Here is a 14,553-nt window from a genome sequence, read left to right on the forward strand (position 1 = left end):
AACGGCTCGCCGCCCGCGCGGTCGCCGCCTACCGGCCGGCCCGGGAGCGCTGACGCGGAGGATCGACCAGGGTCGCGGCAGGTCGGGAGGTCCCGGCGCTCGGACACGCCGGGATGCCGCGACCAGCGTCGCCCGCAGCGGGTGGTGCCGGGGCCGTGGCCGGTCGTCGCGCGCCGCTCAGAGCCAGTCGAACCACTCCTTCGGCAGCAGGGCGTAGCCGACGAAGGCCGCGACGTCGAGCACGGTGTGCGCGACGACCAGCGGCATGACCCGGCGGGTGCGCAGGTAGAAGAGGCTGAACACGACGCCCATCACCGCGTTGCCGAGGAAGGCGCCGAAGCCCTGGTAGAGGTGGTAGGAACCGCGCAGCAGGGCGCTCGTGGCGATGATCGCGCCGAGCCGCCAGTGGAGCTGGCGCAGCCGGGTGACCAGGTAGCCGACCACGATCACCTCCTCCAGCACGGCGTTCTGCGCGGCGGCGAGGATCAGCACCGGCACCGTCCACCAGACGTCGGGCAGCGCGGCCGGCACCAGGGTGGCGTTGACGCCGAGCTGCGCCGCGGCCCAGAAGAGCGCCAGGCCGGGCAGGCCGATCAGCGCCGCCAGGCCGGCACCCCGGGCGAGGTCCTGGCCGGGCCGCCGGGCGTCGAGGCCGAGCGTCCGCGCCGGGTCGCCGGGGTCGCGCGCCAGCAGGTGTACGGCGAGCAGCACGGGCAGCAGCGCGAAGCCGATGCCGAGCAGCTGGTACGTGAGGTCCAGCCACGGCCGGGGTGACGCCGACGTGTTCAGCGAGGCGGTCTGCTTCGACAGCGGCCCCTCGGCGGTCAGCTTCGCGATGATCGACACCGTGGCGTAGACGGCGGACTGGCCGAGGGACAACCCCAGCACCAGCAGCGTCTCGGTGCCCAGGGTCCGGCGGGAGACCGGACGGGTGAGCTCAAGGGTCACCGCACCACTGTGCCCGACCGCGCCCTCCGGCGGCACCGGTCGAGCGGTCCCCGTGAGGCGGTCGCACATTCTGTGCGACCGGTCGGCACGCTCCGTGGACATTCTATGGCTGCCCGATCCGCCGTCAGGAGAAGGAGCGCGTCTCGTGGACAACGTCGAGCGGTTGTTGAAGGAGAGCTGGACCCTGGTCGAGGAGAACCGGGAACGGCTGAGCGGTCACTTCTACGCACGGCTCTTCCTCCTCGACCCCGAGCTGCGCAAGCTCTTCCCGGTGCAGATGTCCGGGCAGGGCGACCGGATCCTGGAGGCGATCGTCACCGCCAGCCAGACCGTCGGGGACCCGGAGAGCTTCGACGAGTACCTGCGCCAGCTCGGCCGGGACCACCGGAAGTACCACGTCACCGCCGAGCACTACGCGACCATGGGCGTCGCGCTGCTCGACGCGCTGCGCAGCACCGCCGGCGACGGCTGGAACCTGGAGTACGACCAGGCGTGGCGGGACGCGTACGCGGCCATCTCGGAGAAGATGCTGGCCGGGGCGGCGTCGGACGAGAACCCGCCGTTCTGGCACGCCGAGGTGCTGACCCACGAGCGGCACGGCCCGGACACGGCGGTGCTGACCTGTCGGGCGTTGCAGCACCCGCTGCCGTGGAAGGCCGGCCAGTACGTCAGCGTCGAGGTGCCCCGCTACCACCCCCGGGTGTGGCGGACGTACTCGGTGGCGAACGCCCCGAACGACGACAACGTCCTGGAGTTCCACGTCCGTACGCCCGGCGCGGGCTGGGTGTCGGGAGCGCTGGTTCGGCGGGTGAAGCCCGGTGACCTGCTCCGGGTGGCCGCGCCGATGGGGTCGATGACGGTGGACCGCTCGTCGGAGCGGGACATCCTCTGCGTCGCCGGCGGGGTGGGGCTCGCCCCGGTCAAGGCGCTGGTGGAGGAGCTGGCCACCTTCAACCGGACCCGCTGGGTGCACGTCTTCTACGGCGCCCGCACCGAGGCGGACCTGTACGGCCTGGCCGCGCTCCAGGAGCTGGTGGCGGCGCACCCGTGGTTGTCGGTCACCCCGGCGTGCAGCGAGGACCCGGACTTCGACGGCGAGCTGGGCGACATCTCCGACGTGGTCAGCCGGTACGGCCCGTGGACGACGCACGACTGCTTCGTCTCCGGTTCGGCCCGGATGGTCCGGGCCACCCTCCGGGTGCTCGCGGAGGACGACGTGCCGCCGGAGAACACCCGCTACGACACCTTCGGCAATCTGTAGAACGTTCCTCCCCCCATGCCGGGGCGCGTGCCCCTGCCCCCTGGGGCACGCGCCCCGGCCCCCCGTACGGGCGGACCGGCACCGCCTGGCACGACCACGGCCGTCCGGCCTTCCTTCCCAACTGGGCGGCCGTGGTCGTGCCGCTCCGCCGAGCATGGTCGTGGGAAGCCCCGACCAGCGGCCCGGCGCGCCGAGTTCAGTAGCGCCAGGGGTGGCCGGTTTCGCGGTACTCCTCGATCGGCACCAGCGGCACGCCGGGTGCCATCCGGTCCACGTAGAGCCGCCCCTCCAGGTGGTCGATCTCGTGGGCGACGAGCCGGGCCATGCCGAACTCGAACGAGGTGATGATCCGGCCGCCGTCGAACCGGGCGTGCTCCACGTCCAGCCGCAGCGGTCGGGGCACCAGCCCGCGGTGGTCGAAGAAGGAGAGGCAGCCCTCGTACTGCTCGTCGGTGTCCGGGGAGGCGTCGACCACCCGGGGGTTGAGCAGCACCACCGGCTCGGTGGAGCGGTCGGGCGGTCGGACCACGGCCGCCGCCCGGCCGATGCCGAGCTGCGGGGCGGCGACGCCCACCCCCTTGCTGAACGGGTGCAGCTCGTCGAGGCGGAGCAGGACCGCGGAGAGCCGGTCGACCACCTCGCGGGCCACCTGCTCCTCGCGCGGCAGGTCGAACGGACGCCCGGGTTGGCGGAGCAGGTCGGAGCCCCGCTGCACGATGCCGATGCCCTGCATCCGGTCGCTGGGGCGGATCCGCCCGGCGTTCTCGGGTTCGGCCTCCGGCCGGCCGCGGAACCGCCACTGCATCCGGTAGCGGGCGTTGAGCGGCGGGTCGTCGGTCGCCCAGTCGAAGATCGCCCGGTCGCCGTCGTCGCTGCGGATGACGGGGGTGCGCAGCGGGCCCTCCTCCGCCGAGAGCGAGGTCTCCGCGCCCCAGACCTGCGGGTCGAGGGCCGCCGGCAGGTCCAGGCGTACGGCCATCTGCCGGGTCGGCAGCCGGACCGCCCGCTGGAACCAGGGGCCCCACTTGTCCTGACCGACGCAGTACGCGTACTCGATGGTGGCCCGGTCGCCGGGGTAGAGCGGGAACCGCCGGCCGCCGTTCTCGAAGAGCAGCCAGAGCTCCTTGAAGGCGTCCCGGTCGTGCTTGGCCCGCCAGTGCATCGCCTCCCGCTCGCCGGCGTCCTCCCGGTACGCCTGCAGTTGCAGCTCGGCGAAGGTGAGCGGGTGTTCGCGGTGGTGCCGGTTGGAGCGGCCCGGGTCGTTCGGGTACCGGTCGACGGCGACCCGGACGAGGTAGCGGGTGACCGGTTCGGTGCCGGCGTTGTAGAGCTCCCGCCGGATGACGCAGCGGTAGGCGTCGTCGCGGTGGGTGAGGGTGGCGAGTTCCCGCTCGACGATCAGCCCGGTGCCCGGTGGCAGCCACTGCCCGGGCATGGGCGGTTCCCGGTGGGACCGCTCGGAACGGGCGTGCCGCAGCTCGTCGTACTCCCGGAAGCGCTGCCAGATGGCGCCGCTGGCCTCCAGCACGGCCTCGGCGCGGCGGGCGAAGTCCTCGGTGGGGCGGTGCCGGCGCCCCTCGACGTGGCTGACGTAGGACGGGTCGAATCCCATCAGGGTGGCGAGCTGTTTCTTGGACAGCCCCCGCCCCGTGCGCTGCCGGGCGAGTTCGGCGGCGAAGGAGTCGGCAGCCCGATCGAGCGGTGAGGTCGTCATCGGCTTCCTCGTGGCCGGGAGTATCAGTTTCACGTTCGGTGGTCGGACAGGCACGGAAGTGCCACCTTGCCGACACGAGCCTTGACCCGCCAGAGACCGACGTCGATACTGCGCGACCGGCGTTTCCTGCCTCGACCCCCGGGTAGTACGCGCGGGGCGGAGGACGGAGTGACCCGGCCCTCTCCCTCCGATTGAGGTGAGGCTTCCCTTAGACCACGATCCGTGGTTAGGCTAGCCTTAGCTCAGTGACGAGCGCTTCGGACGGGGGATGAGTCAGGTGACAGCGGTGATGCCGAGGCGCGAGGTCGTCGCCGCGCCACTGGCGCCGGTCGCCGACGCCCTGCGGGCCATGTTCGGCACCGACGACCTGCCCGGGCTCGCCCCCGGCCTGCTGGTCAGCGAGGAGTTCGGCTGGAGCCCGGCCACCTCGCTGGTCGACGGCACCCGGCTGCCGGAGTTCCTGCGCGCCGCCACGCTGCGCTGGGGTGGCACGCCGCACGCCTGCGCCGCGCTGGCGTGGAAGTCGTACAGCTACTGGACGGCGCTGCCCGTGGTGCTCGGCTGGGCCTCCTCCCGGCGGGTGCCGCTGCTCGACCCGGCCGACGTGCTGATCCACTTCGAGGACCACCGCCCCCTGCTGACCATGGGCCTGCGTCGCTCCACCACCGTCGCGGTGCTGCCGAGCGACCCGCTGGCCCTGGCCGGCCGGCCCGAGGTGCGGGTCGTCGCCGACGAGGCGGAGCTGCTCGGCCTGCTGCGCGCGTCGCTGCTCGACGCCCACCTGGGCCCGATGATCGCCGCGATCCAGGCCGAAGTCCGGATCGGCGCGCGTACGCTGCTCGGCTCGGTGGCCTCCGGCATCGCCCACGGCATCCTCCGGGCCGCCGACGGGCTGCCCGGGTCGTCGGTCGAGACGATCGACACGCTGCTCGGCGCGCTCGACCTCGCCGACCTGGTGGAGCTGGTGCCGGGCCCGAGCGGCGAGCCGACGGTGCAGCGGCGCACCTGCTGCCTCGCCTTCACCCTCCCCAAGCCCAAGATCTGCCAGGGCTGCTGCGTCCGCCAGTCCTGACCCGTCCCCTCGCGCGCCGGCCCGCGCCGGACGCTTGCGAAGGTCCGGCTGCGGCAGGACGTCGCGACGTCGGCCGCCGCGGGCTCAGTCGGTGAGCGGGCGCACGTCCCAGAGCCAGACCCCGCCGGTGTACGTGGGCCGGATCCCGGTCAGCTCGGTCATGCCCCGACGCAACGCGTCGGCGTACCAGTGCGGCCCGAGGATCACCGCGCCCGCCCGCCAGTACCGCAGGTCGTCGACCGCCTCGACCCGGGTCTGCGGGGTGAGCGGCGGCACCGCCCCGGTCCGCCGGATCACCGCGAAGAAGTCGCTGGTCGGCCGGGGCGTGGCGGTGAACAGGGCGACCCGGTGCATCCCGGGCCGGGTGTCCGGGCCGAGGAAGTAGCCGCGGGCGATCGGCATCTCCAGCCCGGTCCGGGCGGACCAGCGCAGCGGCTCGGCGTAGTGGCTGTCCGGCAGCGGCAGGGTCACGATGCTGCGGTCGCCGGCCGCGTACGGCCGCCAGGCGCCGGAGGTGACGAAGGCGGGCACGGGGTCGAGACGGGTCGTCGGCAGCGGGGTGGGCAGGATCGGCAGCAGGGCCATCGTCAGCACGGTGGCGGCGGCGAACCGGATCTGGCCGCGCGTGTTCGGGTGCCGGGCGGCCAGCGTCCGGACGCGTTCCGTCCCGTAGGCGAGCAGCACTCCGACGATCGGGGTGATGGCCAGCGCCCAGCGGGTCGGCACCACGGAGTGCAGGACCGGCAGGTTCTCCAGCGCCGCCCACGGCCCGGGCACCCCGGTGCCCCTGCCGTTGAGCTGGACCTCCCGGCCGAGGGAGAGCAGGCCGAAGAGAAGGGCCAGGACGCCCAGGCCGAGCACCACGACGCTGCGCCGCAGCCACCAGACCAGGGCGACCACCAGCACCGCCAGCGGCCAGCCGAAGAAGGCGTTCTCCTCGGTGGGGTTCTTCGCCAGTCCCTGTGCCGTGCGCGCGTCCCCGGCCAGGGACTCCCTCGACCAGGCCACGAACGAGGCCAGGTCGGTGGAGTAGCCCCGGATCAGCCGGGAGAGCCCCTGGTAGGCGCCGAGGCCGAAGAACTGGACGTACAGCGGATACGCCAGCAGCACCAGCGCCACCGCGGCGGCCACCCCCAGGCCGGCGAGGAACGGACGGGTCCGCCGGCGCAGGTCGGGCCGGCCGACGAGGAGCGCCCCGACGACCACGCCCAGGCCGATCGCGGTCATCAGCAGGATCTCCAGGTTGATGAAGGCCTGCCAGACGATCACCAGAGCGAGCAGCACGCCGTTGCGCAGCCAGCGCCCGGGTTCGGCTAGCCGGAGGGTGCGCCAGATGATCAGCGGCACCACGAACTGCGACACGATGTTCGGATGCGCGTTGGCGTGCGACACCATCGCCGGGGCGTACGCGCAGAAGGCCGCGCCGAGCCAGGCCGGCCCCCGGGAGCGGACGACCACCCGGGACAGCAGGAAGTACCAGGCGGTGGCCGTGGCGATCATGCCCAGGGTGAGGAAGAGCAGGAAGGAGGCGCGGGGCCCGAAAAGCACGGTGATCGGCGTCATTGGTAGCGAAACGGATAACACGGACGTGTTTGCCATCAGGTTGACGCCGTCCGGCACGTTCATCCGATCCGAGGTGAACGGGTAGGCAAAATCGGTCAGCACCCGCGCACCGTGCGCCATCATCCACTCGAACTGCGCCTGGTCGGTGCGGTTGTCGCGAAGGCTCTGACCGGGGTCCAGCCAGAGTCGCGCGGTGATCCAGAAGCCGAGCACGACGAAGCTCGACACGGCGGCGACGTCCGTCCACCACCCCTTCCACGCGCGTTCGCCCCGGTCGGGCCCGCCCTCGGCCGCCCCGGGTGCGGGGGTGCCGGCGGGGACGCCCGCTTCAGGAGTAGTCATCGCGATTCGTAGGGTAGTCAGGCTATGGCGCTGCCGTGACATGTTTCGGGGTACTGCCGTACCATGTGCCGGGTTCGCCCACCGCCGATCACGTGCCCACCCCCGACCGCATTTCGGCCACCACGGTGCCCCGATTCTTCTGCCATCTGCGCGGATGATTCACTCTGTCGGTCCAGGCGCGGGTCGAGTCATATCGTGAGGAATCGACGCATGGCAGAAATCACTGGGGATCAGCGCGTCCAGTCCGAGGTCCTGGAGGGCCTCGCGACCGCTGTCAACCACCGTCGCTGGTTCGTCGAGCTGGCCGTGCCGTACCTCGGTGACAACCCGATCGAGATCGGCAGCGGGCTCGGCGACTACGCGCTGGAGTGGGCCGAGCGGCTGCCCCGGTTCACCGCCACCGAGGCCGACCCCGACCGGCTGGTCTCGCTGAAGGAACGCCTCGCCGAGCAGCCGGGCATCGAGGTCCGGCAGATGCTGCTGCCGCACTCGGAGCGGGGCGACTACAGCGCCGCCGTGTCGTACAACGTGCTGGAGCACATCGACGACCACGTGGGGGCGCTGCGCAGCATGCGCGACCTGGTCCGCCCCGGCGGCAACGTGATCATCATCGTGCCGGCGTTCCAGTTCGCGATGAGCCCGGCGGACATCGCCACCGGCCACGTCCGCCGCTACACCAAGAAGACCCTGGGCGCCGCGATGACCGAGGCGGGCCTGACGGTCGAGAAGATCCACTACGCGAACGCGCTCGGCCTGATCGGCTACTTCATGGCCACCAAGGTCTTCCGGCTGATGCCGAAGGAGGGCCCGATGGTGAAGGTCTACGACACCGTCGTCCTCCCCGCCACCAAGGCCGCCGAGCAGCGCGTCCGCCCCCCGTTCGGCCAGTCCGTCTTCGCCGTCGCCCGCGTCCCCGCCTGACCCCGCCCCCGCCCCCGCCCCCGCGATCTTGCAGTTTCGGCCCGCGTGTCGCGGCTTTCGCCCGTCGTGTCGGGGCGACAAGTGCAAGATCGCGGAAGGCAGGGCGGGGTGGGTTACTCCTTGACCTGGTAGGTGGGGCGGATGACGGCGCGGGCCAGGGTGTGGAAGGCCAGGTTGAAGCCGACGTAGGCCGGGGTGGCGTCGGGGGTGACGTCGAGGCGTTCGACGTCCAGGGCGTGCACCGCGAAGACGTAGCGGTGCGGGCGGTCACCCGGCGGCGGTGCCGCCCCGCCGTACCCCTGCTCGCCGTAGTCGTTGCGGACGGTGAAGGCGTCGCCGAGGTCGCCCGCGCCCGCCCCGCGCGCCAACCGCGTCACGCTCGCCGGCAGGTTGACCAGCACCCAGTGCCAGAAGCCGCTGCCGGTCGGCGCGTCCGGGTCGAAGCAGGTCACCACGAAACCCTTGGTCTCGGCCGGGAAGTCGGACCAGGCCAACTGCGGCGAGATGTTGTCGCCGCCGACGCTGCCGTGCGCGTACGTCGCCTCCATCGGCTCCCCGTTGTGGACGTCGTCACTGGTCAGGGAGAACGACGAGACGGTCGGCAGCAGTTCGTACGGGTCCGGGGCGATCGGTCGTTCCAGGGTCATCGGGACGGGTCCTTCCGGTGAGCGCGGTCTCCTGCGCCCCTTCTTACCCTGCCGCGGCCCGCGAATAGCCGGGAAGCGCCCGGTGTCGGGCAATCCGACGGCTGCTCATTATGGTTGTACCTGGGTGGTCACCGGCGAAGGGACCGCGTTGAGCAGCATCTGGCGGGACTTCCTCGCCGCCGTCGTCGCCGCGGTGCACCGACGGGACGAGGAGGCCCTGCGCGAGGAGCGTCGCCGGGCGGTGCAGCGACTGGCCGAGGAGAAGATCCACGAGGAGCGCCGGCGCCGCGCGGGTGACCCGCCTGGCCCGAACCCGCCGCCGGATTGACGATCCCACAGCCCGTCATGAGCGAGGACGCCTGACGGCCGGGCGGCGAATTTGCCGCCCATCTGCCGGGACCAACGAGACTCGGCGGCCCCGGACGGGGCGCAATGAGACGGGCTTACCGACCATGGACACGCCCCCTGATCAGCGTTCGCGCTGCTCAGGGGGCGTTTTTGCGGTTCGGGGCGGAGGGTGTGGGATTCGAACCCACGAAGGACATCGCTGCCCTTACCGGTTTTCAAGACCAGCGCCATCGGCCACTAGGCGAACCCTCCCGGACCGCGACCCCGGGAGGTCGCGCGACCGTGCCTAGTCTGCCACGGCGGCCCGCCGCGCGAGCGGGCACGGCACCCGCGCGCGGTGATCGACCCGAGGTGGCAGACCCCTGCCGCCGGACCGGTCACCGGGGTCCCCGCCCGCCGGGAGGTCCACAGTGGCCAGGGCACGGGCCCGCCCGGCGGTGGCCGGGATCCTTGGCCCGGGCGCGGACCGGCGGGCGGGTGGGGTAGACACAAGACATGCGCGCGATCACGATCCCGGAGCCCGGTGGACCCGACGCACTGGTCTGGAGCGAGGTGCCCGATCCCGAGCCCGGCCCGGCCGAGGTGATCGTCGACGTGCGGGCCAGCGCGGTGAACCGGGCGGACCTGCTGCAACGGCAGGGGCACTACCCGCCGCCGCCGGGCGCGCCCGCGTACCCCGGGCTGGAGTGCTCCGGGGTGATCAGCGCGACCGGGGCCGACGTGGCCGGCTGGGAGGTCGGTCAGGAGGTCTGCGCGCTGCTGGCCGGCGGCGGGTACGCCGAGCGGGTGGCCGTGCCGGTCGGGCAGCTGTTGCCGGTGCCGGCCGGCGTCGACCTGGTCGACGCGGCGGCGCTGCCCGAGGTGGCCTGCACGGTCTGGTCGAACGTGGTGCGGCTGGCCCGGCTGGCGAAGGGGGAGACGCTGCTGGTGCACGGCGGCGGCAGCGGGATCGGCACCTTCGCCGTCCAGCTCGGGGTCGCGCTCGGCGCGACCGTGGTGGTGACCGCCCGGGCGGCCAAGCACGAACGGCTGCGCGAGCTGGGCGCGGCGCACACCGTCGACTACCGCGAGCAGGACTTCGTCGAGGAGGTCCGGCGGGTCACCGACGGCCGGGGCGCGGACGTCATCCTCGACATCATGGGCGCGTCCTACCTGCCCCGGAACGTGGCGGCGCTGGCCACCGGCGGTCGGCTGGTGGTGATCGGCATGCAGGGCGGGCGCAAGGGCGAGCTGGACCTCGGCGCGCTGCTGGCCAAGCGGGGCACGGTCGCGGCGACGGCGCTGCGCTCCCGGCCGCTCGACGAGAAGGCGGAGATCGTCCGGGGGGTACGCGAGCAGGTCTGGCCGCTGGTCGAGGCGGGGACGGTCCGGCCGGTCGTGGACCGGCGGTTGCCGATGGCCGAGGCGGCGCAGGCCCACCGGCTGGTCGAGTCCAACGACCACGTCGGCAAGGTGCTGCTCACCACGGCCTGAAGCGGCACGTGCCGGCCCCTCGGCGCCGGTCTCCGCCGCGGCTGCCAGGCGGTCGGCGCGGTGCCAGGCGGTGAGCGCGGGGGCCAGGCGATCGGCGCGGGGCCAGACAATGAGCGCGGGGGCCAGGCGGTGGGCGCGGGTGTCAGGCGGTCGGCGCGGGGTCCGGGGCCGGACGCGGGAGCATCAGCCGGGCGCCGGGTCCCTCGCCGGCCAGCGAGTCGCCCGGGTTGTAGAGGGTGCAGCGCTGCAACGACAGGCAGCCGCAGCCGACGCAGCCGTCGAGGTCGTCGCGGAGCTTGCTCATCAGCCGGATCTTCTCGTCCAGCCGTTCCCGCCAGGCGGCGGAGAGCCGCGCCCAGTCGTCCGCGGTGGGGGTGCGCGAGGCCGGCAGGGAGTCCAGCGCCTCGCGGATCTCCTCCAGCGAGATGCCGACCTGCTGCGAGATCCGGACGAATGCCACCCGGCGCAGTTCGCCGCGGGCGTAGCGGCGCTGGTTGCCGCCGGTCCGTTCGGCCCGGATCAGCCCGAGCCGCTCGTAGTAGCGCAGCGCCGAGGGGGCCACGCCGCTGCGGGTGGAGAGCTGGCCGATGGTGAGAGACTCGTGCATCACGTCGCCTTGAGTTGAAGCTGACTTCAACTTGCAGGCTAGCCGCATGACCACGACGATCGCCAGCGCGGGCCGCGGCACTACCGCCCCACCCCGTCATCCGACCCCGCCGCCCCTGCCGGAACCCGTCGCGCCGCTGTTCGAGCGGGTCCGCGCCGGCCGCGAGTTCGGCCCGAACGTCCGTTCCACCGTCGACGTGCTCTGGGTGCTCTACGACCGGATCCTGCGGATCACCCCGGAGACCGCCGACGACCCGGAGCGGGACCGGTTCCTGCTCTCCAAGGGACACGCCGTGGCCGGCTACTACGCGGTGCTCGCCGCGAAGGGCTTCGTGCCCGCCGACTGGCTGGACGACCAGGGCGGGCCCGCGAGCCGGCTCGGGGACCACCCCGACCGGCTGCTGGTGCCCGGGGTGGAGATCGGCTCCGGCTCGCTCGGGCACGGGCTCGGGCTCGGCGTGGGCACCGTGCTCGGGCTGCGCGCCCAGGGCCTGCTCACCCCCCGGGTGTACGTGCTGCTCGGCGACGCGGAACTGGACGAGGGCGCCAACCACGAGGCGATCGCGTACGCGGGGGCGACCGGGCTGGGCAACCTGACCGCCGTCGTGGTCGACAACGGCTCGGCCACGCACGGCTGGCCGGGCGGCCCGGCGGCCCGGTTCACCGTCAACGGCTGGACCGCCGCGACCGTCGACGGGCGGGACCACGACGCCCTGCACACCGCCCTGACCGCGCAGGACAACCACCGGCCGCACGTCGTCGTCGCGATCGTCGACCAGGGGGAGTGACCGTGCGGGAGCGCTTCATCGACACCACCACCCGGCTGCTGGCAGAGGATCCGCGTACCGCGCTGGTGCTCGCCGACATCTCCGCCGCCGCGTTCGCCCCGGCCGCCGTACGCCACCCGGACCGGGTGCTCAACGTCGGGATCCGGGAACAGTTGCTGGTGGGCGTGGCCGGGGGGCTCGCCCTGACCGGGCTCCGCCCGATCGTGCACAGCTACGCGCCGTTCCTCATCGAGCGGGCGTACGAGCAGCTCAAGATCGACCTGGACCACCAGGGCGTGGGCGCGGTGCTGGTCAGCGTCGGCGCCTCGTACGACCGGGCGGCTTCGGGACGGACCCATCTCTCCCCGGCCGACGTCTCGCTGGTCGACGCCCTGCACGGCTGGACGGTGCACGTCCCCGGGCACCCCGACGAGGTGCCGGCGCTGCTGCGCGACGCGGTGGCCGGCGAGGGGTCGGCGTACCTGCGACTGTCCACGCTGCACAACGACCGGCCGCGCGGCGGCGACGGTGCGCTGCGGTTGGTCCGGGACGCCGGGCCGGGCGCGCCGCTGCTGGTCGCGGTCGGGCCGGTGCTGGACGCGGCGCTGGCCGCGGTGGCCGACCTCGGGGTGACGGTGGCGTACACCCACCGGCCCCGGCCGTTCGACACCGCCGGGCTGCGGGCGCTGGCCGGCACCGACGTCATCCTGGTCGAGCCCTACCTGGCCGGGACGTCCAGCCGGGTGGTGTCGGCGGCGCTGGCCGACCGGCCGCACCGGCTGCTGGCGCTCGGCGTCGGGCGGAAGGATCTGCGGCGGTACGGCTCGGCCGACGACCACACCCGGTGGCACGGCCTGGACGCGGCGGGGCTGCGCCGCTCGGTCGGCGCGTTCCTGTCACCGGCGCCGGCACCCGTCGGCTGAGCGGCGCGCCCACGTGGGGGCGGACCGTGCGGGACGGGAGGAGGACGGGTCAGTTGGCCGGGGCGTCGAGGGGGCGGCGGCGGGCGCGCTCGCGGCCGAGGATCCAGAGCGCCTCGACCCCGTCCTTCCAGGTGATCTTCTTGCCCTCTTCGCGACCCCGGGCGCGGTAGCTGATCGGCACCTCGTACGGGCGGATCCGGCGGCGCAGCAGCTTTCCGGTCACCTCGGCCTCCATGCCGAAGCCCCGGGAGCGGACGTCGAGCGAGCGGTACAGGGCGACCGGCATCAGCTTGAAGCAGGTCTCCAGGTCGCCGATGTAGGAGTTGAAGAGCACGTTCGCCGCCATCGTGACGCCCTTGTTGCCCATCACGTACCAGAAGCTGTAGGCGCTGTGGCTGCCGAAGGTGCGGTTGCCGTAGACCACCGTGGCCCGCCCGTCGAGCACCGGGTCGAGCAGCTTGGGGATGTCCTGCGGGTCGTACTCCAGGTCGGCGTCGAGGATGACCATGTAGTCACCCTCGGCGTTGTCGACCGCCGTCTTGATGGCCGCGCCCTTACCGGCGTTGCGCTGGTGGGTGATGACGCGCAGACGCGCGTCGTCGGCGCGCCCGAGGATCTCACCGGTGCCGTCCCGGCTGCCGTCGTCGACCACGACCAGCTCGATCTCACACGGGTAATCGACCGCCAATGCCTGCTTGAGGGCATCCGCGATGCGTTCTTCCTCGTTGTAGACCGGCATGAGGATCGAGAGCTTCACGGGAATCTCCACGGTGGCGACAATACGTCACCCCTAGCCTAGCCTGGCTGCTCGACGCGGCGGTGCCCGCCACCGCGTGCAGGCACCGTGGTGACCTCAGCCTGATGGTGTTTACTTCCGGCCATGTCGGCAGCCGGCTACCCGCTCGCCCTGGCCCCCGTCGCCGCGATCGGACTGCTCACCGTCGCCCTCCGGCCACGCGCCGAAGGCACCGTGGCGCCACTGCGCCTCGCCCTGGTCAGGGCGGCCCTGGTCACCGGGGTCTTCGCGGTGCTCACCGTGGAACTGCTCGGCGCGCTGCGACTGCTGACCCTGCCGGCGTTCGCCGCCGCCTGGCTGCTCTTCCTCCTCACCGTCGCCGCGGCCGCCCGACGCGGCCGCAACGCCGTCCGGCACCTGGCCGAGGCACCCGCCGCCCGACAGCGCACCCTGGTCGGCGCCGCGGTCGGCGCGTCCGCCGCCACCCTCGCCGCGTCGCCCCCGGCCTCGGGCTCGTCCCGGTCGACCGCGGCGGAACCCATCGGCTGGTCGGCCCGGCTGCTCTCCTTCTGGCGTAGGGCGAGCCGGGGCGAACGGCTGCTCGCCGGCACGGTCGGCGGGCTGGTCCTGGTCGAGCTGCTCGTCGCGCTGCTCGCCGAGCCGAACAACTTCGACTCGCAGACCTACCACCTGCCCAAGGTGGAGCACTGGGTGGCGCAGGGGGAGCTCGACTTCTGGCCGACCGCCATCCACCGGCAGGTGACCATCCCGCCGGGAGCCGAGTACCTGCTGCTGCACCTGCGCCTGTTCACCGGCGGCGACGCGCTGCACCACCTGGTGCAGTGGGCCGCCGGGGTGGGCGTCCTGCTGGTCGCCGCCCGGATCACCGCGCAGCTCGGCGGTGGCCGCCGAGCCCAGCTGCTCACCGCGTTCGTGCTGGCCACCACGCCGATGGTGGCGCTCCAGGCGACCAGCACCCAGACCGACCTGGTCTGCGCGGCGTGGGTCGCCTGCGCGGCCACGCTGGTGCTGGACGGGCTGCGCCGGCGCACCGGGCTGGGCACGCTGCTGGCAATCGGGGCGGCCACCGGGCTGACCGCGGTGACCAAGACCAGCGGCCTGATCGCCCTCGGCCCGTTGCTGCTGCTCTGGGGGCTCGCCCAGCTCCGGCTGGCCCGAGCCGGCGCGGCGACCGGCGGGCTGCGGCCGGGCGGGGCCGGCGGGGCGACCGG

At 73.3% G+C, this 14,553-nt stretch carries 13 protein-coding genes, 1 tRNA gene and 1 pseudogene; 8 read left to right on the forward strand and 7 right to left on the reverse strand.

From position 1 onward, the window contains the following. Positions 1 to 177: 177 nt before the first annotated feature. Positions 178 to 948 carry a CPBP family intramembrane glutamic endopeptidase gene (locus tag NCC78_RS15845; protein ID WP_250795316.1) on the reverse strand — a complete coding sequence of 257 codons (771 nt, stop codon included), beginning with the start codon at positions 946 to 948 and terminating at the stop codon, positions 178 to 180. A gap of 145 nt (positions 949 to 1,093) precedes the next feature. Between NCC78_RS15845 and NCC78_RS15850 the strand changes: the two genes are divergently transcribed. Continuing rightward, positions 1,094 to 2,209 (forward strand): globin domain-containing protein, encoded by a 1,116-nt coding sequence (locus NCC78_RS15850; protein ID WP_250795317.1) that lies wholly within the window; start codon positions 1,094 to 1,096, stop codon positions 2,207 to 2,209. Between the two features lie 196 nt (positions 2,210 to 2,405). Here the strand turns inward: NCC78_RS15850 and NCC78_RS15855 are convergent, their stop codons facing one another. Next, on the reverse strand, positions 2,406 to 3,923 hold the full coding sequence (locus tag NCC78_RS15855; RefSeq protein ID WP_250795319.1) for a peptide deformylase: 1,518 nt from the start codon (positions 3,921 to 3,923) through the stop codon (positions 2,406 to 2,408). A 289-nt stretch (positions 3,924 to 4,212) separates the two neighbouring features. Here NCC78_RS15855 and NCC78_RS15860 point away from each other — a divergent pair, with 289 nt between their 5' ends. Next, positions 4,213 to 4,995 (forward strand): IucA/IucC family C-terminal-domain containing protein, encoded by a 783-nt coding sequence (locus NCC78_RS15860; protein WP_250795331.1) that lies wholly within the window; start codon positions 4,213 to 4,215, stop codon positions 4,993 to 4,995. Between the two features lie 84 nt (positions 4,996 to 5,079). On the opposite strand, the gene NCC78_RS15865 is transcribed toward NCC78_RS15860, so the two are convergent. Next, a complete protein-coding gene (locus tag NCC78_RS15865; protein ID WP_250795320.1) occupies positions 5,080 to 6,900 on the reverse strand; it encodes a DUF6311 domain-containing protein in 1,821 nt (606 codons plus the stop codon). A 210-nt stretch (positions 6,901 to 7,110) separates the two neighbouring features. Here NCC78_RS15865 and NCC78_RS15870 point away from each other — a divergent pair, with 210 nt between their 5' ends. Then, entirely contained in the window at positions 7,111 to 7,821 is a 711-nt protein-coding gene (locus tag NCC78_RS15870; protein ID WP_250795321.1) for a class I SAM-dependent methyltransferase, read from the forward strand. Between the two features lie 113 nt (positions 7,822 to 7,934). Here the strand turns inward: NCC78_RS15870 and NCC78_RS15875 are convergent, their stop codons facing one another. Then, complete coding sequence (locus tag NCC78_RS15875; protein WP_250795323.1) at positions 7,935 to 8,468, reverse strand: YbhB/YbcL family Raf kinase inhibitor-like protein; 534 nt, start codon at positions 8,466 to 8,468, stop codon at positions 7,935 to 7,937. A 124-nt stretch (positions 8,469 to 8,592) separates the two neighbouring features. On the opposite strand from NCC78_RS15875, the gene NCC78_RS15880 reads away from it, so the two are divergent. After that, on the forward strand, positions 8,593 to 8,796 hold the full coding sequence (locus NCC78_RS15880; protein WP_250795324.1) for a hypothetical protein: 204 nt from the start codon (positions 8,593 to 8,595) through the stop codon (positions 8,794 to 8,796). A 183-nt stretch (positions 8,797 to 8,979) separates the two neighbouring features. Here the strand turns inward: NCC78_RS15880 and NCC78_RS15885 are convergent. Then, positions 8,980 to 9,068 (reverse strand) — tRNA-Ser (locus tag NCC78_RS15885). Between the two features lie 243 nt (positions 9,069 to 9,311). Between NCC78_RS15885 and NCC78_RS15890 the strand changes: the two genes are divergently transcribed. Next, entirely contained in the window at positions 9,312 to 10,289 is a 978-nt protein-coding gene (locus NCC78_RS15890) for an NAD(P)H-quinone oxidoreductase (RefSeq protein ID WP_250795325.1), read from the forward strand. Between the two features lie 142 nt (positions 10,290 to 10,431). Here the strand turns inward: NCC78_RS15890 and soxR are convergent, their stop codons facing one another. Further along, positions 10,432 to 10,896, reverse strand: coding sequence for a redox-sensitive transcriptional activator SoxR (gene soxR / locus NCC78_RS15895; protein ID WP_250795326.1), 465 nt, complete (start codon positions 10,894 to 10,896; stop codon positions 10,432 to 10,434). A 46-nt stretch (positions 10,897 to 10,942) separates the two neighbouring features. Between soxR and NCC78_RS15900 the strand changes: the two genes are divergently transcribed. Together NCC78_RS15900 and NCC78_RS15905 are read left to right on the forward strand one after the other, a co-directional pair. After that, the gene (locus NCC78_RS15900) at positions 10,943 to 11,683 is read left to right on the forward strand and encodes a thiamine pyrophosphate-binding protein (protein ID WP_250795327.1); all 741 of its coding nucleotides are present in this window, start codon (positions 10,943 to 10,945) and stop codon (positions 11,681 to 11,683) included. 2 nt (positions 11,684 to 11,685) lie between these two features. Beyond that, positions 11,686 to 12,585 carry a transketolase family protein gene (locus tag NCC78_RS15905; protein WP_250795329.1) on the forward strand — a complete coding sequence of 300 codons (900 nt, stop codon included), beginning with the start codon at positions 11,686 to 11,688 and terminating at the stop codon, positions 12,583 to 12,585. Between the two features lie 49 nt (positions 12,586 to 12,634). Here NCC78_RS15905 and NCC78_RS15910 read toward each other — a convergent pair whose 3' ends face one another. Next, complete coding sequence (locus NCC78_RS15910; protein ID WP_250795332.1) at positions 12,635 to 13,342, reverse strand: glycosyltransferase family 2 protein; 708 nt, start codon at positions 13,340 to 13,342, stop codon at positions 12,635 to 12,637. 123 nt (positions 13,343 to 13,465) lie between these two features. Here NCC78_RS15910 and NCC78_RS15915 point away from each other — a divergent pair. Beyond that, positions 13,466 to 14,553, forward strand: a pseudogene (locus NCC78_RS15915) (hypothetical protein); the annotation flags it as partial.

This window comes from Micromonospora phytophila (assembly GCF_023656545.1).
Taxonomy (GTDB): domain Bacteria; phylum Actinomycetota; class Actinomycetes; order Mycobacteriales; family Micromonosporaceae; genus Micromonospora; species Micromonospora phytophila.

Coding starts and splice junctions, on each gene's coding strand:
- NCC78_RS15890 (WP_250795325.1), top strand. CDS start 9,312: ATGCGCGCGATCACGATCCCGGAGCCCGGTGGACCCGACGCACTGGTC.
- NCC78_RS15875 (WP_250795323.1), bottom strand. CDS start 8,468: ATGACCCTGGAACGACCGATCGCCCCGGACCCGTACGAACTGCTGCCG.
- NCC78_RS15860 (WP_250795331.1), top strand. CDS start 4,213: ATGCCGAGGCGCGAGGTCGTCGCCGCGCCACTGGCGCCGGTCGCCGAC.
- NCC78_RS15900 (WP_250795327.1), top strand. CDS start 10,943: ATGACCACGACGATCGCCAGCGCGGGCCGCGGCACTACCGCCCCACCC.
- NCC78_RS15865 (WP_250795320.1), bottom strand. CDS start 6,900: ATGACTACTCCTGAAGCGGGCGTCCCCGCCGGCACCCCCGCACCCGGG.
- NCC78_RS15855 (WP_250795319.1), bottom strand. CDS start 3,923: ATGACGACCTCACCGCTCGATCGGGCTGCCGACTCCTTCGCCGCCGAA.
- NCC78_RS15870 (WP_250795321.1), top strand. CDS start 7,111: ATGGCAGAAATCACTGGGGATCAGCGCGTCCAGTCCGAGGTCCTGGAG.
- soxR (WP_250795326.1), bottom strand. CDS start 10,896: ATGCACGAGTCTCTCACCATCGGCCAGCTCTCCACCCGCAGCGGCGTG.